Source organism: Microbacterium sp. KKR3/1 (assembly GCF_021272365.1).
In the GTDB taxonomy this organism is placed as follows: domain Bacteria; phylum Actinomycetota; class Actinomycetes; order Actinomycetales; family Microbacteriaceae; genus Microbacterium; species Microbacterium aurugineum.
Map to the genome: position 1 here is coordinate 442,612 of NZ_JAJSDW010000001.1, position 22,718 is coordinate 465,329.

The 22,718-nt window shown below is 66.9% G+C and carries 18 protein-coding genes and 1 tRNA gene; 15 read left to right on the top strand and 4 right to left on the bottom strand.

The features are described from left to right. Window positions 1-116: 116 nt before the first annotated feature. From gltB to LVJ59_RS02180, 4 genes are read left to right on the top strand one after another with little or no spacing between them, the layout of a single operon-like run. Entirely contained in the window at window positions 117-4,640 is a 4,524-nt protein-coding gene (gene gltB, locus LVJ59_RS02165; protein WP_232763137.1) for a glutamate synthase large subunit, read from the top strand. Beyond that, window positions 4,633-6,099, top strand: a complete 1,467-nt coding sequence (locus LVJ59_RS02170) for a glutamate synthase subunit beta (RefSeq protein ID WP_232761844.1) — start codon at window positions 4,633-4,635, stop codon at window positions 6,097-6,099. Before gltB ends, LVJ59_RS02170 begins: the two co-directional genes overlap by 8 nt. A 57-nt stretch (window positions 6,100-6,156) precedes the next feature. Next, window positions 6,157-7,605 carry a pyruvate kinase gene (gene pyk / locus LVJ59_RS02175; protein WP_232761845.1) on the top strand — a complete coding sequence of 483 codons (1,449 nt, stop codon included), beginning with the start codon at window positions 6,157-6,159 and terminating at the stop codon, window positions 7,603-7,605. Window positions 7,606-7,647: 42 nt separating this feature from the next. Beyond that, complete coding sequence (locus LVJ59_RS02180; RefSeq protein ID WP_232761846.1) at window positions 7,648-8,373, top strand: alpha/beta hydrolase; 726 nt, start codon at window positions 7,648-7,650, stop codon at window positions 8,371-8,373. A 20-nt stretch (window positions 8,374-8,393) separates the two neighbouring features. Here LVJ59_RS02180 and LVJ59_RS02185 read toward each other — a convergent pair. Then, window positions 8,394-8,476, bottom strand: a tRNA-Leu gene (locus tag LVJ59_RS02185). Window positions 8,477-8,576: 100 nt separating this feature from the next. On the opposite strand from LVJ59_RS02185, the gene LVJ59_RS02190 reads away from it, so the two are divergent. Together LVJ59_RS02190 and LVJ59_RS02195 are read left to right on the top strand one after the other, a co-directional pair. Then, entirely contained in the window at window positions 8,577-9,197 is a 621-nt protein-coding gene (locus LVJ59_RS02190; protein ID WP_017830602.1) for an ANTAR domain-containing response regulator, read from the top strand. A gap of 2 nt (window positions 9,198-9,199) precedes the next feature. Further along, window positions 9,200-9,775, top strand: coding sequence for a GNAT family N-acetyltransferase (locus LVJ59_RS02195; protein ID WP_232761847.1), 576 nt, complete (start codon window positions 9,200-9,202; stop codon window positions 9,773-9,775). Here LVJ59_RS02195 and LVJ59_RS02200 read toward each other — a convergent pair. Continuing rightward, window positions 9,750-10,178 carry a hotdog fold thioesterase gene (locus LVJ59_RS02200; RefSeq protein ID WP_153244124.1) on the bottom strand — a complete coding sequence of 143 codons (429 nt, stop codon included), beginning with the start codon at window positions 10,176-10,178 and terminating at the stop codon, window positions 9,750-9,752. The genes LVJ59_RS02195 and LVJ59_RS02200 overlap by 26 nt on opposite strands. Window positions 10,179-10,223: 45 nt before the next feature. Here LVJ59_RS02200 and polA point away from each other — a divergent pair, with 45 nt between their 5' ends. The 7 genes from polA to LVJ59_RS02235 all read left to right on the top strand — a co-directional run bounded on the left by polA (window position 10,224) and on the right by LVJ59_RS02235 (window position 19,519). Further along, window positions 10,224-12,857, top strand: coding sequence for a DNA polymerase I (gene polA / locus LVJ59_RS02205; RefSeq protein ID WP_232761848.1), 2,634 nt, complete (start codon window positions 10,224-10,226; stop codon window positions 12,855-12,857). A 38-nt stretch (window positions 12,858-12,895) separates the two neighbouring features. Beyond that, window positions 12,896-14,572 (top strand): DUF885 domain-containing protein, encoded by a 1,677-nt coding sequence (locus LVJ59_RS02210; protein WP_232761849.1) that lies wholly within the window; start codon window positions 12,896-12,898, stop codon window positions 14,570-14,572. Between the two features lie 54 nt (window positions 14,573-14,626). Next, a complete protein-coding gene (locus LVJ59_RS02215) occupies window positions 14,627-15,661 on the top strand; it encodes an LLM class flavin-dependent oxidoreductase (RefSeq protein ID WP_232761850.1) in 1,035 nt (344 codons plus the stop codon). A 47-nt stretch (window positions 15,662-15,708) separates the two neighbouring features. Then, a complete protein-coding gene (locus LVJ59_RS02220; protein ID WP_232761851.1) occupies window positions 15,709-17,061 on the top strand; it encodes an MFS transporter in 1,353 nt (450 codons plus the stop codon). A gap of 35 nt (window positions 17,062-17,096) precedes the next feature. After that, the gene (locus LVJ59_RS02225; RefSeq protein WP_232761852.1) at window positions 17,097-17,852 is read left to right on the top strand and encodes an SGNH/GDSL hydrolase family protein; all 756 of its coding nucleotides are present in this window, start codon (window positions 17,097-17,099) and stop codon (window positions 17,850-17,852) included. Window positions 17,853-17,871: 19 nt separating this feature from the next. Continuing rightward, window positions 17,872-18,618, top strand: coding sequence for an SUMF1/EgtB/PvdO family nonheme iron enzyme (locus LVJ59_RS02230; protein WP_232761853.1), 747 nt, complete (start codon window positions 17,872-17,874; stop codon window positions 18,616-18,618). A gap of 88 nt (window positions 18,619-18,706) precedes the next feature. After that, window positions 18,707-19,519, top strand: coding sequence for an arginase family protein (locus LVJ59_RS02235; protein WP_232761854.1), 813 nt, complete (start codon window positions 18,707-18,709; stop codon window positions 19,517-19,519). 7 nt (window positions 19,520-19,526) lie between these two features. Here the strand turns inward: LVJ59_RS02235 and LVJ59_RS02240 are convergent, their stop codons facing one another. Then, the gene (locus LVJ59_RS02240) at window positions 19,527-20,828 is read right to left on the bottom strand and encodes a nitrate/nitrite transporter (protein WP_232763138.1); all 1,302 of its coding nucleotides are present in this window, start codon (window positions 20,826-20,828) and stop codon (window positions 19,527-19,529) included. A 100-nt stretch (window positions 20,829-20,928) separates the two neighbouring features. On the opposite strand from LVJ59_RS02240, the gene LVJ59_RS02245 reads away from it, so the two are divergent. Beyond that, complete coding sequence (locus LVJ59_RS02245) at window positions 20,929-21,297, top strand: VOC family protein (protein ID WP_047519583.1); 369 nt, start codon at window positions 20,929-20,931, stop codon at window positions 21,295-21,297. Between the two features lie 65 nt (window positions 21,298-21,362). Here LVJ59_RS02245 and LVJ59_RS17795 read toward each other — a convergent pair whose 3' ends face one another. Then, window positions 21,363-21,497 carry a hypothetical protein gene (locus tag LVJ59_RS17795; RefSeq protein WP_269816572.1) on the bottom strand — a complete coding sequence of 45 codons (135 nt, stop codon included), beginning with the start codon at window positions 21,495-21,497 and terminating at the stop codon, window positions 21,363-21,365. 374 nt (window positions 21,498-21,871) lie between these two features. Between LVJ59_RS17795 and LVJ59_RS02250 the strand changes: the two genes are divergently transcribed. Continuing rightward, window positions 21,872-22,717, top strand: coding sequence for a bifunctional 2-polyprenyl-6-hydroxyphenol methylase/3-demethylubiquinol 3-O-methyltransferase UbiG (locus tag LVJ59_RS02250; protein WP_232761855.1), 846 nt, complete (start codon window positions 21,872-21,874; stop codon window positions 22,715-22,717). Window position 22,718: the final 1 nt, after the last annotated feature.

Consider the following 22,718-nt stretch of genomic DNA (forward strand, 5'->3'; position numbering starts at 1 on the left):
CACTGAACGAGCGGGCCGACGTCGTCCCCGGGTTTCACTCGACGATCTGAGGACGGTAACTGGTGTACTTCCAGCCCCCTTACGGCGCCTCCGGCGCATACCCCCCGAAGCAGGGCATGTACAACCCGGCGTTCGAGAAGGACGCCTGCGGCCTGGCCATGGTCGCCACGCTGCGCGGCGAAGCCGGGCACGACATCATCGCGTTGGCCCTTCAGGCTCTTCGCAATCTGGAGCACCGTGGTGCCATCGGTTCCGACGCCGGAACCGGAGACGGTGCGGGCATCCTGACGCAGATGCCCGATGCGTTCCTCCGCGCTGTGGTCGGCTTCGAGCTGCCGCCGGTGGGCGAGTATGCCGCGGGGCTGGCGTTCCTGCCTCGCGATTCGAGCGAGCGCCGTCAGCAGAAGGCCGGGATCGAGAAGATCGCCCGCTCCGAAGGACTCCGTGTCCTCGGGTGGCGCGATGTCCCCACCGCCAACGAGAACCTCGGCAAGCTCGCCGATGAGGCGCGTCCCGCCTTCGAGCAGCTCTTCGTGAGCGCCGGGGGAGCGACGCACGCCGATGCGCCGCTCACGGGCATCGCCCTCGACCGTGTCGCCTACCGCCTGCGCAAGCGTGCAGGACACGAACTCGGCGCGTACTTCGTCTCGCTCTCGGCCCGCACGCTCGGCTACAAGGGCATGGTCACGACGCTGCAGCTCGAGCCGTTCTATCCCGACCTGCAGGACGAGCGTTTCGCGTCCGAGCTCGCGGTGGTGCACTCCCGCTACTCCACGAACACCTTCCCGTCGTGGCCGCTCGCGCAGCCGCTGCGGATGCTCGCGCACAACGGTGAGATCAACACCGTCGGCGGGAACCGCAACTGGATGCGTGCGCGCCAGTCGCAGCTGGAATCGGAGTTGCTCGGCGACATCGGTCCGCTGCTGCCGATCTGCACCGACGGCGCGAGCGACTCCGCCTCTTTCGACGAGGTGCTCGAGCTGCTCACACTCACCGGACGGAGCCTGCCGCACGCCATCATGATGATGGTTCCGGAGGCTTACGAGAAGCAGACCGACATCTCGCCGGAGCTGCGTTCGTTCTACGAGTACCACTCGAACCAGATGGAGCCGTGGGACGGTCCCGCTGCCCTCATCTTCACCGACGGCACGCTCGTCGGTGCCACGCTCGACCGCAACGGTCTCCGCCCGGGACGGTGGACGGAGACGACCGACGGTCTGGTCGTGATCGGCTCCGAGACCGGTGTGCTGCAGTTCGAGCCGGAGCGCATCAAGCGTCGCGGCCGACTGCAGCCCGGAAAGATGTTCCTCGTCGACACGGCACAGCGTCGCATCGTCGAGGACAGCGAGATCAAGCGCGACCTCGCCACCATGCACCCGTGGCAGGAGTGGCTGGATGCCGGCGCCGTGCGTCTCGCCGAGCTGCCGGAGCGCGAGCACATCGTGCACCCTCCGGCCTCGATCACCCGCCGTCAGCGGACCTTCGGATACACCGAGGAAGAAGTCCGCATCCTGCTCACCCCGATGGGGCAGACCGGCGTCGAGCCCCTCGGTGCCATGGGCTCCGACACGCCTATCGCGGTGCTCAGCAAGCGTCCGCGACTGCTCTTCGACTACTTCACGCAGCAGTTCGCACAGGTGACGAACCCGCCGCTCGACTCGATCCGTGAAGAGGTCGTCACGAGTCTCAAGCTGGGTCTCGGGCCCGAGAGCAATCTGCTCTCCTGGGGGCCGGAGCACACCCGCACCGTGTCGCTCGATTTCCCCGTGATCGACAACGACGAGCTCGCGAAGATCCGTCACATCGACAAGGCGATGCCCGGCCGGTCGAGTGTGACCATCCGCGGCCTCTACCATTTCGACGCGGGCCCCCAGACCCTGCAGGACCGTCTCACGGAGATGTGCGCGGAGGTCGACGAGGCGATCGAGAACGGCGCCGAGTTCATCATCCTGTCGGACCGCGACTCGAACAAGGACCTCACCCCGATCCCGTCCCTGCTGATGGTGTCGGCGATCCACCACCACCTCATCCGGCGTGAGAACCGTATGAAGGTCGGGCTCATCGTCGAAGCCGGAGACGTGCGTGAAGTGCACCACGTCGCGACGCTGATCGGTTACGGCGCATCTGCCGTGAACCCGTATCTCGCGATGGAGACGGTCGAGCACCTCGTACGCACCGGCTACATCAACGGCATCACGCCCGAGAAGGCGGTCAAGAACCTGATCTACGCCCTCGGTAAGGGCGTGCTCAAGATCATGTCGAAGATGGGCATCTCCACCGTGTCGTCCTACGCGGGCGCTCAGGTGTTCGAGGCCGTCGGCCTCAGCCAGGAGTTCATCGACGCCTACTTCACGCGCACCGAGTCCAAGCTCGGCGGCGTCGGCATCGAGGAGATCTTCGCCGAGAACCAGGCGCGTCACGACTACGCCTACCCGGAGGATGCGGCGGCGCGTGCGCACGAGCGTCTGTGGACCGGTGGCGAGTACCAGTGGCGCCGTGACGGCTCTCCGCACCTGTTCAACCCGGAGACGGTGTTCAAGCTTCAGCACTCGACCCGCACGCGTCGCTACGACATCTTCCGGGAATACACGAAGCTCGTCGACGAGCAGGCGGCGGAGCTGAAGACGCTGCGCGGGCTGTTCACGCTGCGCACCGGTACCCGCAAGCCCGTCCCGCTGGACGAGGTCGAGCCGGTGTCCGCGATCGTCAAGAGGTTCTCGACGGGGGCGATGAGCTATGGCTCGATCTCCCGGGAGGCGCACGAGACGCTCGCGATCGCCATGAACAGGATCGGCGGGAAGTCGAACACCGGTGAAGGCGGCGAGGACCCGGATCGCCTGGTCGACCCGGAACGCCGCAGCGCGATCAAGCAGGTCGCCTCCGGTCGTTTCGGTGTGACCAGCCTCTACCTCACCGAGGCGGACGACATCCAGATCAAGCTCGCTCAGGGGGCCAAGCCCGGCGAGGGAGGACAGCTGCCGCCGACCAAGGTCTACCCCTGGGTCGCCCGCACCCGTCACGCAACGGCCGGTGTCGGTCTCATCTCGCCACCGCCGCACCATGACATCTACTCGATCGAAGACCTCAAGCAACTGATCTTCGACCTGAAGCGGGCGAACCCCGAGGCGCGTATCCATACCAAGCTGGTGAGCCAGTCGGGCATCGGTGCGGTGTCGGCGGGTGTCGCCAAGGCTCTGAGCGACGTGATCCTCGTCTCCGGCCACGACGGTGGAACAGGAGCGAGCCCGTTGAACTCGCTCAAGCACGCCGGCACGCCGTGGGAGCTCGGTCTCGCCGAGACCCAGCAGACGCTCATGCTCAACGGCATGCGGGACCGTGTCGTCGTGCAGGTCGACGGTCAGCTCAAGACCGGTCGTGACGTGATCATCGGTGCGCTGCTGGGAGCGGAGGAGTTCGGTTTCGCGACGGCGCCCCTCGTGGTCAGCGGCTGCATCATGATGCGGGTCTGTCACCTCGACACCTGCCCGGTCGGCGTCGCGACCCAGAACCCGGTGCTGCGCGAGCGCTTCACAGGAAAGCCGGAGTTCGTCGTGAACTTCATGGAGTTCATCGCCGAAGAGGTGCGCGAACTCCTCGCTGAGCTGGGATACCGCTCTCTCGACGAGGTGATCGGGCGCGCTGATCTCATCGAGGTGAACGCCGCCGTGGAGCACTGGAAGGCAGAGGGTCTCGACCTGACACCCGTGCTCGAAGGCCCGGTCTTCCCGGCGGGCGAGCCGCGTCGCAGCGGCCGCGCGCAGGATCACGAACTCGAGAAGCACTTCGACGTGCAGCTCATCGACATCGCGAAGGGGGCGCTGCTCAACGGCGAACCCGTCGTGGCGGAGCTGCCCATCGCGAACACCGAGCGTGCCGTAGGGACGATGCTGGGGCACCAGGTCACGTCGCGCCACGGCGCCGCGGGCCTCCCCGAGGGAACCATCGACGTCACACTGCACGGCACCGCGGGACAGTCGCTCGGCGCGTTCCTACCGCCGGGCATCGTGCTCCGACTCGAGGGCGACGCGAACGACTACGTCGGCAAGGGGCTGTCCGGTGGAGACATCACCATCCGCCCGCCGCGCGGGTCCTCCATCGCTCCGGAAGACAACGTGATCGCCGGCAACGTGATCGGCTATGGCGCGACGTCGGGGACGATGTTCATCTCCGGTGTCGTCGGTGAACGCTTCCTCGTCCGCAACTCGGGCGCGACCGCCGTCGTCGAGGGAGTGGGCGACCACGCGCTCGAGTACATGACGGGTGGCCTGGCTGTGATCCTCGGCTCGACCGGCCGCAACTTCGGCGCCGGTATGTCCGGGGGAGTGGCCTACGTGCACGCCCTCGACACCAGCAAGGTGAACGCGCAGTCGCTCGGGAGTGGAGAACTGCTGCTCGAACCACTCGATCGCGCAGATCTCGAGGTGCTGCGAAGCCTGTTGGTCGCGCACGCCGAGCGCACGGCCTCACCGCGGGCCTCCGCGCTCCTCGAGAACTTCGATGATGTCGCCGCGGAGTTCGTGAAGGTACTTCCTCGCGACTTCGCCGCGGTGCGGAGCATGCGCGAAGAAGCACTGGCCGAGGGGATCGACCCCGACGGCGACATCGTTTGGAACCGCATCCTGGAGGTGACCGGTGGCTGACCCCAAAGGCTTTCTGAAGGTGACCGAGCGGGAACTTCCCGCACGTCGTCCGGTGCCTGTGCGCATCATGGACTGGAAAGAGGTCTATGAGCCGGGCGACAAGCAGGTCCTGCGTCGTCAAGCCGGACGCTGCATGGACTGCGGCGTACCGTTCTGCCATCAGGGATGCCCACTCGGCAACCTGATACCCGAGTGGAACGACCTCACCTGGCGCGGTGAGGGCCGCGCGGCGATCGAGCGCCTGCACGCCACGAACAACTTCCCGGAATTCACGGGGCGGCTGTGCCCCGCGCCCTGCGAGAGCTCGTGCGTGCTCGGCATCAACCAGCCGGCGGTCACGATCAAGCAGATCGAGGTCTCGATCATCGATGAGGCCTTCGCGAAGGGGTGGGTCGAGCCGGAGCCGCCGGAGCGCCTCACGGGAAAGACGGTCGCCGTCGTCGGATCGGGCCCCGCGGGTCTCGCTGCCGCCCAGCAGCTCACCCGAGCCGGGCACACGGTCGCGGTCTTCGAGCGGGACGACCGCATCGGCGGCCTGCTGCGGTACGGCATCCCGGACTTCAAGATGGAGAAGACGCAGCTCGAATCGCGCCTTCGCCAGATGCAGGAGGAAGGCACGCGTTTCCGTGCCGGCGTGGAGATCGGCAAGGACATCTCCTGGCCCGACCTGCGTGCCCGTTACGACGCCGTCGTCATCGCGACGGGGTCCACGGTTCCGCGTGACCTCGCCATCCCCGGCCGTGACCTCGACGGGGTGCACTTCGCCATGGAGTACCTCGTCGAGTCCAACCACGCGGTCGCGGGCGACAAGGTCACCGACCAGATCAGCGCGGAGGGCAAGCACGTCATCGTCATCGGCGGTGGAGACACCGGAGCGGACTGCATCGGCACCGCGCACCGTCAGGGAGCTCTCAGCGTCACCAACCTCGCGATCGGCATGCAGCCGGGCGACGTCCGTCCGGACCACCAGCCGTGGCCGATGATGCCGACGATCTTCGAGGTGTCGTCCGCTCACGAGGAGGGTGGCGAGCGGGTGTACCTCGCGTCCACCGTCGAGTTCCTCGGCAACGACGTCGGTGAGGTGCGTGCGCTGCGCGTGGCCGAGACCGAGTACGTCGACGGCCGCCGCGTCCCCAAGAGCGGTACCGAGCGAGAGATCCCCGCGGACCTCGTCCTGATCGCGATGGGCTTCACCGGACCCGAGCAGGAGGGGTACACCGAAGACACGCTTCCGCAGGTCACCGACCGTGGCGCCTTCCGCCGCGACTCGTCGTACGAGTCGACGGTTCCCGGAGTGTTCGTCGCCGGAGACGCCGGTCGCGGTCAGTCGCTCATCGTGTGGGCCATCGCCGAGGGTCGCGCAGCTGCCGCGAGCGTCGATCGCTTCCTGATGGGCACCACCGTGCTTCCCGAGCCGGTGCGACCGAGTGATGTCGCGATCGGTCTCCAGCCCGCGTAGGCTGAGGCCGGCACCGTCGCCTGATTTACATCCCCCATTTCTACCCTGGAGTATCTGTTGAGACGCGCGAAAATCGTCGCCACCTTGGGCCCCGCAACTTCCACGTATGAGACGGTGCGCGCACTGATCGATGCGGGGGTGGACGTCGCGCGACTGAACCTCAGCCACGGCGACTACTCGGTTCACGAGAACAACTACGCGAACGTGCGTCGTGCCGCAGAGGATGCCGGCCGGGCCGTCGCGATCCTCGTCGACCTGCAGGGGCCGAAGATCCGCCTCGGCAAGTTCGAGGACGGGCCGTACGAGCTCGCCAAGGGCGACATCTTCAAGATCACGACCGAAGACATCATCGGCAACAAGGAGATCTGCGGAACGACCTTCAAGGGCCTCCCGCAGGACGTCAAGCCGGGCGACTTCCTCCTGATCGACGACGGCAAGGTCCGCGTCGAGGTCGTCGAGACCGACGGCGTCACGGTGACCACCAAGGTCATCGTCGCCGGCGCCGTCTCCAACAACAAGGGCATCAACCTCCCCGGTGTCGCCGTCAACGTCCCCGCTCTCAGCGAGAAGGACGAAGACGACCTGCGTTGGGGACTGCGCATCGGCGCCGATCTGATCGCGCTGTCGTTCGTGCGCAATGCCGCCGATGTGAACCGCGTTCACGAGATCATGGCGGAAGAGGGCGTCAAGGTTCCCGTCATCGCCAAGGTCGAGAAGCCGCAGGCCGTCGATGCGCTGGAGGAGATCGTCGACGCGTTCGATGCGATCATGGTCGCCCGTGGTGACCTGGGCGTCGAGCTTCCGCTCGAGGCCGTGCCGATCGTGCAGAAGCGCGCCGTCGAGATCGCTCGCCGGATGGCCAAGCCGGTGATCGTCGCGACGCAGATGCTCGAGTCGATGATCAGCAGCCCGGTTCCCACGCGCGCCGAGACCTCGGACGTCGCGAACGCCGTCCTCGACGGTGCGGATGCCGTCATGCTCTCCGGTGAGACCAGTGTCGGTGACTACCCGGTCGTGGTCGTCGAGACCATGGCGCGGATCATCGCCTCCACGGAAGAGCACGGCTTGGAGCGCATCCTGCCGCTGACGACCAAGCCCCGCACGCAGGGAGGCGCGATCACGCTCGCCGCTCTCGAGGTGGCGGAGTTCGTCGAGGCGAAGTTCCTCTGCGTGTTCACGCAGTCCGGAGATTCCGCGCGTCGTCTGTCGCGTCTGCGTTCGCGCATCCCGATGATCGCGTTCACCCCGGAGCCGGGAATCCGTCGCCGCATGGCTCTGACCTGGGGCATCCGCTCCACCCTGGTCGACATGGTCCAGCACACCGACCTGATGTATCACCAGGTGGACGAGTATCTGCTCGGCAACGGTCTCGCACAGGAGGGGGACAAGGTCGTCGTGATCTCCGGTTCCCCTCCCGGAATCGTCGGATCGACCAACGACCTGCGCGTGCACAAGGTGGGCGATGCGATCCGCGGCGCGGCACCGATCTACAAGGCCGGCGTCTGACATCGCGCATCGAGGGGGCGGAGCTTCGGCTCCGCCCCCTCGATGCGCGATCCGGTAGTTTTCCCTCATGGGTCCGCATCGTCTTCCGAGGAGCACGTCATCGGCGCGCTGAGGAAGGCGGGGTGGTGGTGCGCGGACTACGCGTACGCGGGGTTCTGGCAGCTGCGCGCGATGTTCGACCGCACGGATCCTGCATCGTTCGCCTCCGGGAGCGGTGCGCGGATCGTCGTCCTTCCCGGCGTCTACGAGACCTGGAAGTTCATGCAGCCTCTCGTCGCGGCGCTGCATGAGCGAGGCCATCCGGTCCAGGTCGTCGACACCCTCCATCGCAATCGACGTCCGGTGGTGGAGATGGCGCAGAGCGTCGGGGACTTCCTGGAGCGCCATGACCTCACGGATGTGATCCTGGTCGCCCACAGCAAGGGCGGGCTCGCGGGCAAGCTGGTCATGACGGGACCGGCGGCCGGCCGTGTGCGCTCGATGCTGGCGATCGCGACACCGTTCGGCGGTTCGAGCTATGCCCGTTTGATGCTCTCGCGGACGCTGCGGGAGTTCGCCCCCGACGACCCGGGAATCATCAGCCTCACCCAGAGGCGGTCGGTGAACGATCGGATCGTCTCGATCTACGCGGAATTCGACCCGCACATCCCGGAGGGCAGCGAACTCGTCGGTGCCAAGAACGTCCGCCTCGACACCGGAGGGCATTTCCGGATCCTCGCGCATCCCCGGGTGCTCGCCGAGCTGGCTGTCCTCGCAGAGGAGCACTGAGGGCTCTCTTCATCAAACGGTGCCGGCGGTGGGACTCGAACCCACACGCCCTTTCGGACAAAGCATTTTGAGTGCTCCGCGTCTGCCATTCCGCCACGCCGGCTCGTGTGTCGCGTCTACGACTTTAGCGCAGCATGAGAGCCGGATTCTCCGCGCCGACCGCCTGGGGCCTGCGAACAGGGGCTCTCCACTAGGATGGTTGTGTGACAGAGCAAGAAGAGCAGGCTGAGCAGCCCACGTCATCCGCACCCCGACGCGTCGTCGTCGCTGAAGACGAGTCGCTGATCCGTCTCGACATCGTCGAGATCCTTCGCGACAACGGCTTCGATGTCGTGGGCGAGGCGGGGGACGGAGAGACCGCGGTCGCTCTGGCGACCGAGCTCCGACCGGACCTCGTCATCATGGACGTCAAGATGCCGCAGCTCGACGGCATCAGCGCCGCGGAGAAGCTGCACAAGGGCAACATCGCGCCGGTCGTCCTGCTCACAGCGTTCAGCCAGAAGGAGCTCGTCGAGCGCGCGAGCGAGGCCGGTGCGCTCGCGTACGTCGTGAAGCCGTTCACCCCGAACGACCTCCTGCCCGCGATCGAGATCGCGCTGGCTCGTCACGAGCAGATCATCACGCTCGAGGCCGAGGTCGCCGACATGGTCGAGCGCTTCGAGACCCGCAAGCTCGTCGACCGGGCCAAGGGCCTGCTCAACGAGAAGATGGGTCTGAGCGAACCTGAGGCGTTCCGCTGGATCCAGAAGGCATCCATGGACCGTCGTCTGACGATGCAGGACGTCGCCAAGGCGATCATCGAGCAGCTCGCCCCCAAGAAGTAGCGGTGAGCGCCGGCACGATCCGGCTCGATACCGAGCACATCCTGCGGCCGGTGAGGCAGGGGGATGGGGTTGCACTCGCCCGCGCGTATGTCGCGAACCGCGAACATCTCGCGCCGTGGGAGCCGGCGCGCTCGGAGGCGTTCTTCACCGTCGCCGCGCAAGAGCAGCACGCACAGCTCTGCGTGGAAGACGCGGACGCCGGGCGGAGTCTCCGCTTCGTCATCGAATCCGATGACGGGGAGATCCGCGGTCGGATGAACATCAACAACATCGTCCGGGGTGCGTTCTGGAGCGCTGACCTCGGCTACTGGGTCGATGCCACGCGGCTGCGTCGCGGCCTCGCGAGTCGCGCGGTCGCTCAGCTCATCGAGTATTCACGAACGCAGCTCCGCCTTCACCGGCTCCAGGCCGCCACCCTGCTGCACAACCTCGGTTCCCAACGCGTGCTGATCGGCAACGGCTTCGAGCGCATCGGCATGGCGCCGAAGTACCTCCGCATCGCGGGGGAGTGGCAGGACCATCTGCTGTTCCAGCGACTGCTCGAGGAACCGCTCAGTTCGCGGCGGGAAGGTCCTTGATCATGTTGGTGATGCGGATCGTGGAGCAGCGGCGTCCCTGATCGTCGGTCACCACGATCTCGTGCACGGTGATGCTCCGTCCCAGGTGCACCGGTGTGCATACGCCGGTGACGACGCCCGACGTGGCCGATCGGGTGTGCGTCGCGTTGATGTCGACGCCGACGGCGAGACGGCCGGTACCGGCATGCAGATTCGCCGCCATCGAACCGAGCGATTCGCCGAGCACCACGTACGCGCCACCGTGCATGAGGCCGACAGGCTGGGTGTTGCCTTCGACAGGCATCGTCGCGACACAACGGTCGATGCCGAACTCGACGAACTCCATGCCCATCTTCTCGGCCAGGGCACCCATTCCGCGGGCCGTGGCCCAGTCGAGTCCCTCGCTCGTCGCGACGTCGCTCATGCATCCTCCTCAGCGGGTGTCTGTCGTCCTCGTTAGGCTGACAGGGTGACGGACTCCGCAAAGCCTACCCTCATGGTCGTCGACGGCCACTCGCTCGCCTACCGCGCTTTCTTCGCGCTCCCGGTCGACAATTTCACGACCAAGGACAATCAGCACACCAACGGCATCTACGGCTTCCTCTCGATGCTGGTGAACCTCATCAAAGCCGAGCAGCCGACGCACTTGGCGATCGCCTTCGACACCTCGCGTCACTCCTTCCGCACGGAGGAGTACTCCGAGTACAAGGCCACGCGTTCCGAGTCGCCGCAGGAGTTCAAGGGTCAGATCCCGCTTCTGCAGGACTGCCTCGCCGCCATGTCGATCCCTGTCCTGACGAAGGAGGGGATCGAGGCCGACGACATCCTCGCGACGCTCGCTTCACAGGGCGCCGAGCAGGGCTTCGAGGTGCTCGTCGTCTCCGGAGACCGTGACACCATCCAGCTCGTGAACGACGACGTCACCCTGCTCTACCCGTCGGTGCAGGGCGTCTCGCAGCTCAAGCGCTATGACCCGACGGCCGTGCAGGAGCGCTACGGTGTGCGTCCAGAGCAGTACCCCGACATCGCGGCCCTGGTCGGCGAGACCAGCGACAACCTGCCCGGTGTTCCGAAGGTCGGAGAGAAGACGGCGGTCAAGTGGCTCACGCAGTTCGGATCGCTCGATGAGCTGATCGCACGTGCCGACGAGATCAAGGGAGTGGTCGGCGGCAACCTCCGCGACCACATCGACGATGTCCGACGCAACCGCAAGCTCAACCGTCTCCTCACCGATGTCGAGCTCCCGGTCGGGCCCTCCGACCTGGCCGTGGCACCGATCGATGCGCAGGCCGTGCGCGACATCTTCGCCCGGCTCGAGTTCCGCACCCTGCTACCGCGGGTGTTCGAGGCCGTCGGAGCCGGGGAGGTCGCCGACGACCCGGCGTCGGTCGTCGTGGTGCCCGCACCGGTCGAGACGTCACCCGCGGAGCTGGCGGCCTGGGCTGTCGCGCAGGACGGCGATGTCTCCCTGCGGATCATGACGCAGGGAGGTTCCCCCACACGGATCGGCGCCGCGACTCTCACCGACCTCCGCGAGTCGGATTGGACGGAGAGCGCCGCAGAGGCTCTGCGCGAATGGATCGAGTCCGACGCGCCGAAGGTGCTGCACGATGCGAAGCCGCAGGTGAAGGCCCTGATCCGTCAGGGAATCCGCCTCCGCGGTCTCGCCTATGACACGAGCCTGGCCGGGTGGCTCCTGCGGCCGAGCTTCCCGGACAAGACCCTGTCCGACCTGGTCGAGCGCTACCTCGGCGAGAAGCTGCCCGAGGCCGACCCGTCCCAGTTGGTGCCCGAGACCGAGGGAGCCACACCGTCGCAGGAGGCGTGGTTCGCGTTGCGCGTTGCCGATGCGCTGCGCGAAGACATCCCCGAGTCGGTCGCCGCTGTCCTGGTCGACATCGAACTGCCGACCCTGCTCACACTCGCCGACATGGAGGTCGCGGGCGTCGCGGTCTCGCACGAGGTGCTCTCCACGTTCTCCGGCGAGCTCGCCGCTCGCGCCGAGGGACTCGCGCAGGAGGCGTTCTCGGTCGTCGGTCGTGAGTTCAATCTCGGTTCACCCAAGCAGCTGCAGGAGGTCTTGTTCGAAGACCTGCAGTTGCCGAAGACCCGCAAGACCAAGACCGGCTACTCCACCGACGCCGCGGTACTCGCCGACCTGCAGGAGAGCAACCCGCACCCGTTCCTCAGCCTGTTGCTGCAGCACCGTGAGGCCACCAAGCTCCGGCAGATCATCGAGTCCCTCGACACGGCGATCGGCGACGACCACCGCGTGCACACGACGTATGTGCAGACGGGGAGCCAGACCGGGCGACTGTCCAGTACCGATCCCAATCTGCAGAACATCCCGGTGCGTACGGAGGAATCGCGCCGCATCCGGAGCGCGTTCGAAGTCGGCGAGGGGTACGACGCTCTCTTGACGGCCGACTATTCGCAGATCGAGATGCGCATCATGGCCCATCTGTCCGGCGACGAGGGGCTGATCGAGGCCTTCAACAGTGGCGAGGACCTGCACCGGTTCGTCGGCGCCCGCGTGTTCGGGGTCGAGCCGAGCGAGGTGTCTCCGGCGATGCGCACGAAGGTGAAGGCGATGTCCTACGGCCTCGTCTACGGACTCTCGGCGTTCGGGCTCTCGAAGCAGCTGCGCATCGAGCAGTCCGAGGCCAAGCAGCTGATGGTGGAGTACTTCGCACGATTCGGCGCGGTGCGCGACTATCTGCGCGCCTCGGTCATGAAGGCGAAAGAGGTCGGCTACACCGAGACGATCTTCGGGCGCCGTCGGCCGTTCCCCGACCTCGCGAGCCCGAACCGGGTACTGCGGGAGAACGCCGAGCGCGCTGCCCTCAACGCGCCGATCCAGGGGAGCGCCGCCGACATCATGAAGATCGCGCTGCTCCACATCCACGACGACCTTCGCTCCCAGCAGCTGTCCTCGCGCGTGCTGCTCCAGATTCATGACGAACTCGTCGTCGAGGTCGCCCCGGGGGAGTGGGATGCCACGGAGCAGATCGTCCGCGCTCGAATGGGTGATGCCGCACAGTTGTCGGTGCCGCTCGATGTTCAGGTCGGCCGCGGCCGTGACTGGAACGAAGCCGCGCACTGACCTCCGCCGCGGGAGGGGCCGGGGCTAGGCTGGCAGTTATGACTTCAGCTCCCCGCACCCCTTCCGCCATCGACGCCGTCGCCGATGAATGGGTCGACACGATCGCGGTTCTGGCACCCACTCTCGGCACCTACATCGGGCGCGACGAGGTGAACGACCGCTTCGGCGACCTGAGCCCCGCCGGGCATGAGGAGATCGCTGCGGCGACGCGTGCGACGTTGGACAAGCTCTCCGCGCTCGAGCCCGTGGACGCGATCGACGAGGTGACGAAGACCGACCTCGGTGCCGAGCTCCGGCTCGACCTCGAGCTGCACGACGCGAAGTGGCACCTGCGCGATCTCAACGTGATCGCTTCTGCCGCACAGGATGTGCGCGCGGCGTTCGACCTGATGCCCACGGCGACGGTGCAGGACTGGGACGTGATCGCGACCCGCCTCGCCGCGGTGCCCGATGCCCTTCGCGGCTACGTCGAGACCCTCAGGACGGGTATCGCTGAAGGCATCGTGCCGGCGCGCAGGCAGGTGACCGAGGTGGCGACGCAGATCGACCGCTACACCGCCGATGACGGCTTCTTCGCCGCATTCGTCGCGAACGCGGACCCCGAGGAGGGGCAGCTGCCCGCGTCTCTCGCCCGCACTCTCGCCGACAATTCGGCCTCGGCCCGTGTCGCCTATGACGAGCTGCGCCGTTTCCTCGCGGAGGAGCTCGCTCCTGCCGCAGGCGACGACGACGCGGTGGGTCGTGACCTCTATGCGCTCAACTCGCGTCGCTTCCTCGGGGCGACCATCGATCTCGACGAGACCTACGAGTGGGGGCGTGAGGAACTCGCGCGCATGGTCGAGGAGCAGACCGCGATCGCGAACGAGATCCTCCCCGGTGCGTCCGTCGAGGAAGCGGTCGCCCACCTGGAAGCCGACCCCGCGCGCAAGCTCGTCGGCACCGACGCTCTCCAGAAGTGGATGCAGGAGACGAGCGACCGCGCGGTCGCTGAACTCGGTGTCTCGCATTTCGACATCCCCGAAGCCATTCGCACGCTCGAGTGCATGATCGCCCCCACGCAGGAGGGCGGGATCTATTACACCGGCCCGACCGACGACTTCTCACGTCCCGGTCGTATGTGGTGGTCCGTCCCGGAGGGCGTCACGGAGTTCGACACGTGGCGGGAGCTCACCACGGTCTTCCATGAGGGCGTCCCGGGTCACCATCTGCAGATCGCTCAGGCGGTGTACAACCGGGCCGAGCTCAACTCCTGGCGTCGGCTGCTCGCGGGAACCTCGGGTCATGCTGAGGGCTGGGCTCTGTACGCGGAGCGTCTGATGGAGCAGCTCGGCTACCTGGACGACCCCGCCGACCGGCTCGGCATGCTCGACGGGCAGCGGATGCGGGCCGCCCGCGTCGTCCTCGACATCGGTGTGCACCTGGGCAAGCCGCGTCTCGACGGCACCGGAGAGTGGGACGCGGAGTACGCACTCGACTTCATGCGCCAGAACGTGAACATGTCGGATCAGTTCGTGCAGTTCGAGGTGAACCGCTACCTCGGCTGGCCGGGCCAGGCGCCGTCGTACAAGGTCGGTCAGCGCATCTGGGAGCAGGTGCGCGACGGAGTCCGTGCCGCCGAGGGAGATGCCTTCTCATTCAAGGACTTCCACAAGAAGGCGCTCGACCTGGGCGGCGTCGGCCTCGACACGCTGCGCAGCGCTCTGCTTCCGCGCTGACGGGAATGGGATCCGGTCCACGAGTGTTCATTCACCTGAATAGAGAGGGATGACATGGGCATCGAATTCGGACTGGACACCTTCGGCGACATCACGAGGGACGCGGGCGGGACGCTCCTGACCGGAGCGCAGACGATCCGCAACGTCGTGGAGCAGGCTGAGCTCGCAGACACGGTCGGGGTGGACTTCTTCGGGGTGGGGGAGCACCACCGCGAAGAGTTCGCCGTGTCCGCGCCGGAGATGGTGCTCGCCGCGATCGCTGCGCGCACCGAACACATCCGTCTCGGCACGGCGGTGACCGTGCTGTCGTCGGATGATCCGGTCCGCGTGTTCGAGCGCTTCTCGACGTTGGACGCCCTCTCGAACGGCCGAGCCGAGGTCGTCCTCGGCCGCGGCTCCTTCATCGAGTCCTTTCCGCTCTTCGGCTACGACCTGCGGGACTACGACGCGCTGTTCGAGCAGAAGCTCGAGCTGTTCGTCGAACTCCTCAAGGAAGAGCCCGTGACATGGTCGGGTACCATGCGCGCCTCGCTGGAGAATGCGAACGTGTTCCCCAAGACCGAGAAGGGTCTTCGTACCTGGGTGGGGGTGGGTGGCAGCCCGGAGTCCGTCGTACGGGTCGCGCGTCACGGTCTGGGTCTGATGCTCGCCATCATCGGGGGGCCGGCGGCACGGTTCAAGCCCTTCGTCGATCTGTACCACCGCTCTGTCGCGTCTTTCGGAACCACCTCGCACCCTGTCTCGGTGCATTCGCCCGGCCACATCGCCGAGACGGATGCGGAAGCCTGGGACGCGGCCTACTCCGGGTTCGAAGCGATGAACAACACCATCGGCCGGGAGCGCGGCTGGCCGGCGTACAGTCGCGCGCGCTTCCAGAACGACGTCGGGCCGGAAGGCGCGATCTACGCGGGTTCACCGGACCGTGTCGCCGCGAAGATCGCAGACACGATCACGATGCTCGGTCTCGGGCGGTTCGACCTGAAGTACGCCACCGGCACCCTGTCGCATGAGTCGATGATGCGCAGCATCGAGCTGTACGGGACCGAAGTGATCCCGCGCGTGAAGCGGATCCTCGACGCGCAGGACTGACGACATCACGCGCAGGACGTCGGGCGCTCGGCTCTACGATGAAGAACATGGCCAACTCCGCCCTGCCGGGCCGCTCATCGCTGGCTGAGCGCCTGGACGTCCTGCCGTTCACACGTCGACACCTCCGCCTGCTGACAGGGTCCGGGGTCGGTTGGGCGCTGGACGCGATGGATGTCGGCCTCATCTCGTTCATCCTCGCCGCGCTCACGCAGCAGTGGGGGCTGACGAAAGGCGAGGCCGGCTGGATCGCCTCGGTCGGATTCATCGGCATGGCAGTCGGGGCCACACTCGGCGGGCTCCTCGCCGATCGTTTCGGCCGGCGGCAGGTCTTCGCCCTCACGCTGCTCGTGTACGGCATCGCGACCGGTGCCAGCGCCCTGGTGGGAGGACTGGCGGCGCTCCTGGTCCTGCGGTTCCTGGTGGGACTCGGCCTCGGCGCAGAGCTCCCGGTGGCGTCGACCTATGTGAGCGAGTTCGCACCCGCGCGGATCCGTGGCCGCCTGATCGTGGTGCTGGAGGCCTTCTGGGCGCTCGGATGGACCGCCGCCGCGGTGATCGGCTTCCTGGTCATCCCGGCTTCGGACGACGGCTGGCGCTGGGCGTTCGCGCTGGGCGCGATCCCCGCGGCGTACGCACTCTTCGTACGTTGGCGCATGCCGGAGTCACCTCGCTGGCTCGCCTCACGAGGACGCATCGCGGAGGCAGACCGCATCGTGTCGGCGTTCGAGACCGATGCCGGTGTGGAAGTCGCACCCGCGATCCGGAAGGAACCCGCCTCCCGTGCGATCGCGGTCACGGCGAGGGCGCGGCTGGCAACACTCTGGAACCCGGAGTTCCGGCTGCGCACTCTGTGCCTGTGGGTGGTGTGGCTGGGGGTGAACTTCGCCTACTACGGAGCGTTCATCTGGATCCCGAGCATCCTCGTCGACGCCGGGTTCGATCTGGTGCGTTCATTCGGTTTTACGTTGATCATCACGTTGGCGCAGCTTCCGGGCTATGCCGTCGCCGCGTGGTTGATCGAGGTGTGGGGGCGCCGTGTGACGCTGTCGGTGTTCCTTCTCGGCTCGGCGGTCTCCGCCGTGATCTTCGGCACCGCGACGACAGAGGGTGCGATCATCGCGGCGGGCATGGCGCTGTCGTTCTTCAACCTCGGTGCGTGGGGTGCGCTCTACGCCGTGACGCCCGAGATCTATCCGACGTCGCTGCGGGGGACCGGAGCGGGCTGGGCTGCCGGAGTGGGCCGTATCGCGTCGATCGTGGCTCCGCTGTCCGTTCCCGTGCTGCTGGTCGCCGGGGGAGCGCCGCTGCTGTTCGCGGTCTTCGGGGCATGCTTCCTCGGAGCTGCCGCCGCCGCCTGGGGGCTCGTCGATCGACGCGGGCGATCGCTCGACGATCGCTGATCCCTGGTGTCGTCGACCCGCAATAGGCTGGGACGATGGCAGATGTGCGGTTCGTGGCGATCGGCGACTCCTTCACAGAGGGGGTCGGTGACGTCCTTCCGGATGGGCGGGAGCGCGGTTGGGCGGACCTCGCAGCTCAAGGATGGGCCGATGCGGCCGGACACCCGATCCAGTATGCGAACCTCGCGATCCGGGGCAAGCTGGCTTGGCCGATCGTGGAGCAGCAGTTGGAACCGGCGCTCGCGCTGCGCCCGACCCACCTCTCCTTCAACGGCGGTGGCAACGACATGCTGCGACCGCGCACCGACGTCGAGCACATCGCCGACGCCTTCAGCCGGGTGCTGCGTCGCTGCGAGGAGGAGGGCGTGACCATGATCCTGCTCTCCGGTGCGAACCCGAGCGGGCAGCTGCCGATGGGTTCCCTCGTCCAGCGCAGGGGAGACCTGCTCTCCGAGGCGGTGCTCCGTCGCATCGAAGGACGCCCCGACGTCATCCGGGCGCTCAACTGGCCCGATCGCGAACTCTCTCGCGGCGCGTACTGGGCCGACGATCGTCTGCACATGAACGCGGCCGGCCATCACCGTGTCGCTGCCAGGGTGCTCCACGCGCTCGGGTTCGAGCCTCCGGAGACCTGGTGGGCGCCGAGCGATCGCATGGGCGCAGGACCATCGGGCCTCGCGTACTACCGCGAGTTCGTCGGGCCCTGGGTTCGCCGACGAGTGACGCGCACCTCGTCGGGCGACGGTCGTGCGGCGAAATACCCGGCCTGGGTCGAACGGGTCCCGTCGTGATGCCGCGGAGAGACACGGAGTGACCGACATCGAGCTCGCGCGAATCCCCGCCGGGGTCGTGACCCTCCGCGATGCGCGACGCGGCGAGCAGCGTGAGGTGACGCTTGAGCCATACGAGATCGGCGTGTACCCGGTGACCGAGGCGCAGCTCACCGAGGTACTGGGCATTCCGATGCGCCACCCGCGACGCCCCGCAGCCGACCTGAGCTGGTTGCGCGCCGTCCACTTCTGCAACGCCGCCTCCGAGTGGGAAGGGTTGGACCGGGTCTATCTGTTCGACGGCGAGGAGGTCGCCTGGGACACGACGGCCGACGGCTACCGACTGCCCACCGAGGCGGAATGGGAGTTCGCGTGTCGCGCGGGGTCGACCGGGCCGCACTATGCGCCTCTGGCCGACGCGGCGTGGACGAGCACGGACGGCGTCTCGTCTCCGCAAGATGTCGGGGGGAAGCTCCCGAACCTCCACGGCCTCTTCGACACCCTCGGCAACGTATGGGAGTGGTGCTGGGACCTCCTGGATCCTGCCCGCTACGACGACTACCGGGTGTTCCGCGGGGGCGGATTCGCTGACGATGCATGGAGTGTCCGCGCCTCGGTCCGCCGAGGAGGAGCGCCGCGGATGCATCACGAAGACGTCGGCCTCCGGCTTGCTCGAGGGGCGTTCGACACGCTCGAACAGGCACAGGGGTGGTCGGCCCGAGCCGACCGCGAGCGTGCTGTGCAGGACGGGCCGCTTCCGTCGGGTTGGACGCCGCGTCGGCGGTGACGTCTCTCTCGCCGTCGCCGGAGTCCGAGAGGGAAGTCTCGCTGTCCGACGGTTTGGCGGGGAGCAGCACGGGTGGAAAGCTGGTTCCATGGCATCGGAATACTCGCTCATCGTCTCCCAGGGCCGCGTCGCCGATCGTACCGATGGGGCGCTCGCGGGCGCACGACGCGTGGGCGAAGCGGTGTCGTCACTTCTCGCTGTCGACCCGCTGATCATCGGCACGCCGACACCGAGCGAGATCGATGATTGGTCCGTCGCACTTCCCGAAGCGGAGACGACGTTGAGAGGGCTGCGCACCGCGGTGAGCGACGCCATCGCGGATGGCACGACGCCTCTCCTGATCACCAACACCTGCGCGGCGAGCCTCGGCACGTTGCCGACGGCGGCCGCGCATCACCCCGAGGCAGTCGTGCTCTGGATCGACGCGCACGGCGACTTCAACACACCCGATACGACCGATTCCGGGTATCTGGGAGGTATGGTCCTGGCCGCTGCGTGTGGGCTCTGGGACAGCGGACACGGGGCGGGCCTCGATCCGAGAAAAGTGGTGGTGGTCGGCGGCCGGGACATCGACACCGCTGAGGAGCGGCTGCTCGCCGATGCCGGCGTCACCGTCATCCCCCCGTCGGAGAGCACGCCCGAGCGCGTCCTCGAGTCGGTTGCGGGTCGCCCGGTGTGGATCCACGTCGATTGGGACGTCCTCGAACCTGGCTACATCCCTGCCGCATACCGCGTCGGGGGAGGACTGCTGCCTCACCAGATCGCCGCGATCTTCGCTGCGCTACCGCCGGACTCCGTGCGGGGGATCGAACTCGCGGAGTTCGAAGCAGGCGATGCGGAGGTGCCGGAGCGCGTCAGCGTCGAGTTGATCGTGGAGACGCTCCAGCACCTGCTCCGCTGAGCGTCCCTCAGCGCCGATGTTCCGGATCGAGGCCGATCCGGATCCGAGTGCGTTTGCGTTCGATCAGGATGAAGGTCACCCCGAGGATCCACAGCGGGATGGGCATGAGGAAGGCGATCCTGAAGGCCTCCAGCGAATAGGTCTCGGGGGTCCCCGCGCCCTGCAGGTCGAGCGCGAGTCCGATGAGGAAGATCGCGATCAATGCGGCGATGAAGCCACCCGCGTTCGTGACGCCGGTCGCGGTGCTCAGACGATGACTCGGGTTGTGCGTCCGAGCGTGGTCGAAGGCGATCATCGAAGCGGGGCCACCAGTGGCGAGAGCGATCGCCAGCACGTAGAGGAGCCAGATCGGGGCCGTTCCGGGGAGAGCGATGACAGCGATCCACGCTGCCATCTGCACGCCGACGGCGGGGAGCACGAGCGCGAGCGAGCGGTGATTCGGGTGTCGGCGGGAGAGGTCGCCGATGATCGGCCCGAGAAACATTCCCGCAACGACATATACAGAGATGATGCCCGCCGCGTGCGCTGTGTCGAGACCCTCGCCGGCGGTGAGGAACGGCATTCCCCACAGCAGCACGAAAGCAGTACCCGCAAAGGGAGTGGTGAAGTGCGACCAGAAGGCGAGCCTGGTGCCGGGATGAGCCCACGCCGCGCGTATGCCGACACCGGTATCTATCGCAGACGTGACGACGCGGACCACACCCGTATCCGTGTTGACGGTGACGTCCGCGCCCTGCTCCGGGGGATGGTTGCGGATGACCAGCGCCACGAGGATCGCGAACAGCAGACCGAGTCCCGCGATGCTTCCGAACGTGATGCTCCAGGTCGTCGCGTGGAGCAGCGCTGCAAGCGGGACCAGCGCGATCAGCTGGCCGGCCTGGCCGATGATTCCGGTGAACTGCACCATCAGCGGTCCACGCTGCGCGGGGAACCAGGTCGCGACGAGTCGAAGCACGGCGGGGAAGATCGCAGCGTCGCCGGCGCCGAGCAGCACACGCGCGCAGATCGCGATCCCGATGTTCGGAGACAGCGCCATCGTCAGCTGACCAGCCGCCATGAGCAGCATGCCGACCGTCATGATCGGTCGTGATCCGAAGCGATCGAGGAGCACCCCGACAGGAATCTGCATTCCGCCGTAGACGGCGAGCTGCACCACGGCGAACAGTGCCAGCGTCGACGCATCCGCCTGGAACCGGTCCGCCGCTTCGACGCCGACCGCGCCGAGGGAGGTGCGATTCGTGATGGCGAGGACGTAGGCCGCGACACCGACCGACCAGATGATCCATGCGCGCAACCCCGGCGTCGACATGGGGGAGGGGGAGACCGGCGGCACGCCTCAACGCTACTCCTCTGCCACCGGGCTTCAGTGCCCGCGGAGCGTTGTCGGTGACGGTGGCTACGGTGGCGTCATGACAGGTTCACCTCTGCACCACTCACTCGACTACATCGAGCTCGTCGTCACCGATCTGGAGAAGTCCAAGGACTTCTTCCGTGAGGCGTTCGGTTGGGGCTTCCACGACTACGGCCCCGGATACGCAGGGATTGTTTCACCGCGCGACGACGGCAATGAATCCGGTGGGCTGATGCTCGCGGATGAGCCGCGGCCGGTCGGCGGTCCTCTCGTGCTCCTCTACTCCGAAGACCTCGACGCCACGCAAGCTGCGATCGAGAAGGCCGGCGGCACGATCCTCCAGGCACCGTACGAGTTCCCCGGTGGACGACGCCTCCACTTCGCAGACCCGACGGGCAACGAACTCGGCGTCTGGTCCACACAGTAGGAGAGTCCCCGCCGTGGCTCTCATCTCACCGCGGCCCAGGCGCTACGAAGCGATACGGGGACGTACTATCCGGGAAGTTCGAGCTCCCGCGCCTTTTGGAGCAACGAGCGGAACTCCGCGAGGTCAAGGTCGTCGACCGACCGGAAGGTGATCGCCGCAGCGCCGACCTTGTCTCTTCGAACCAGGGGAGGGGCTGCCATCCGTCGTACCATTCGCGGAGCTCGTCCTTTCCGAAGGCGGTCGCGAGCGGTCTTCCCGCATGACGCCGAATCGTCTCGTCGAGGCCGACGTCGAACTGGTAGATGAGCGTGGTTCCGAGGTGATCGAGATGCAAACGTTCGAAGACGTCGGAATAGTCGCGGAGATTGAGACCCGATCGAGGATGACGTCATATCCAAGGTCCAACGCCTGTCTGGTTGCACCGATGATCAGCGTGCTCGCGTCCCGGGATAGCCGGCGCCGATCGGCGTCGTGGAGCGCCTCGCGGCGAAAGGGCCTGTCTGACTCGAGCTGACATAATGTGCATTATCGGATATCGCTCGAACTAGAGCGGGGTGCTCGATAGGCTCGCTGCGTGAACGGGAACAACGTCGACATCGACTGGGAATCTGCGCGGCTGGCGAACCAGGAGAACTGGGAGGATCGCGTGCCTGTGCACGAAGAAGCGTACGGTCTCGACGCGTTCGACGACCCGGCTCATCTCAGCGACGTCGTGCGCGACGATCTGGACGCGATGAAGTCGTTCCTTCCGTCGGGTTCGCTCTTCGGGCTCGACCTGTGCCATCTGCAGTGTCACATCGGCACCGACACGGTCTCGCTGGCTCGCGCGGGCGCCACAGTCACCGGTGTCGACTTCTCGCCGTCCGCGCTCCGTGCTGCCGATCAGCTTGCTGCGCGCCTGGGTATCGATGCCACCTGGGTGGAGACCGACGTTCTCGATGCGCGTGCCGCAGTCGACGGCGACTTCGATGTCGTCTACACGAGCATCGGCACGATCACCTGGCTCAGCGATCTGGACCGCTGGGCCGCCCAGATCGTGGCCCTGCTGCGCCCGGGCGGCATGTTCTTCATCCGTGACGGCCACCCCGCGCTCTACGCACTCGATGAGAACGCTGTAGAGCTCACCACACGCTATTCCTACTTCGCGACCGGGCATGCGCAGCAGTGGGACGACGACAGCACCTACGTCGGTGAGGGGCGCCTCGCTCACACGCGCACGTACGAGTGGCCGCACCCCTTGTCCGAGATCCTCGGTGCTCTGCTGCGCGCTGGTCTCCGACTCATCCACTTCGACGAAGGCCGAACCCTGCCGTGGCGCTTCAGTGACCGCATGGTGGAGGTTCCCGGCGGCTATGCCTGGCCCGATGCAGAGCGCGACAAACTGCCGTGCACCTACACGATCATCGCTCGCCGGGACTGAG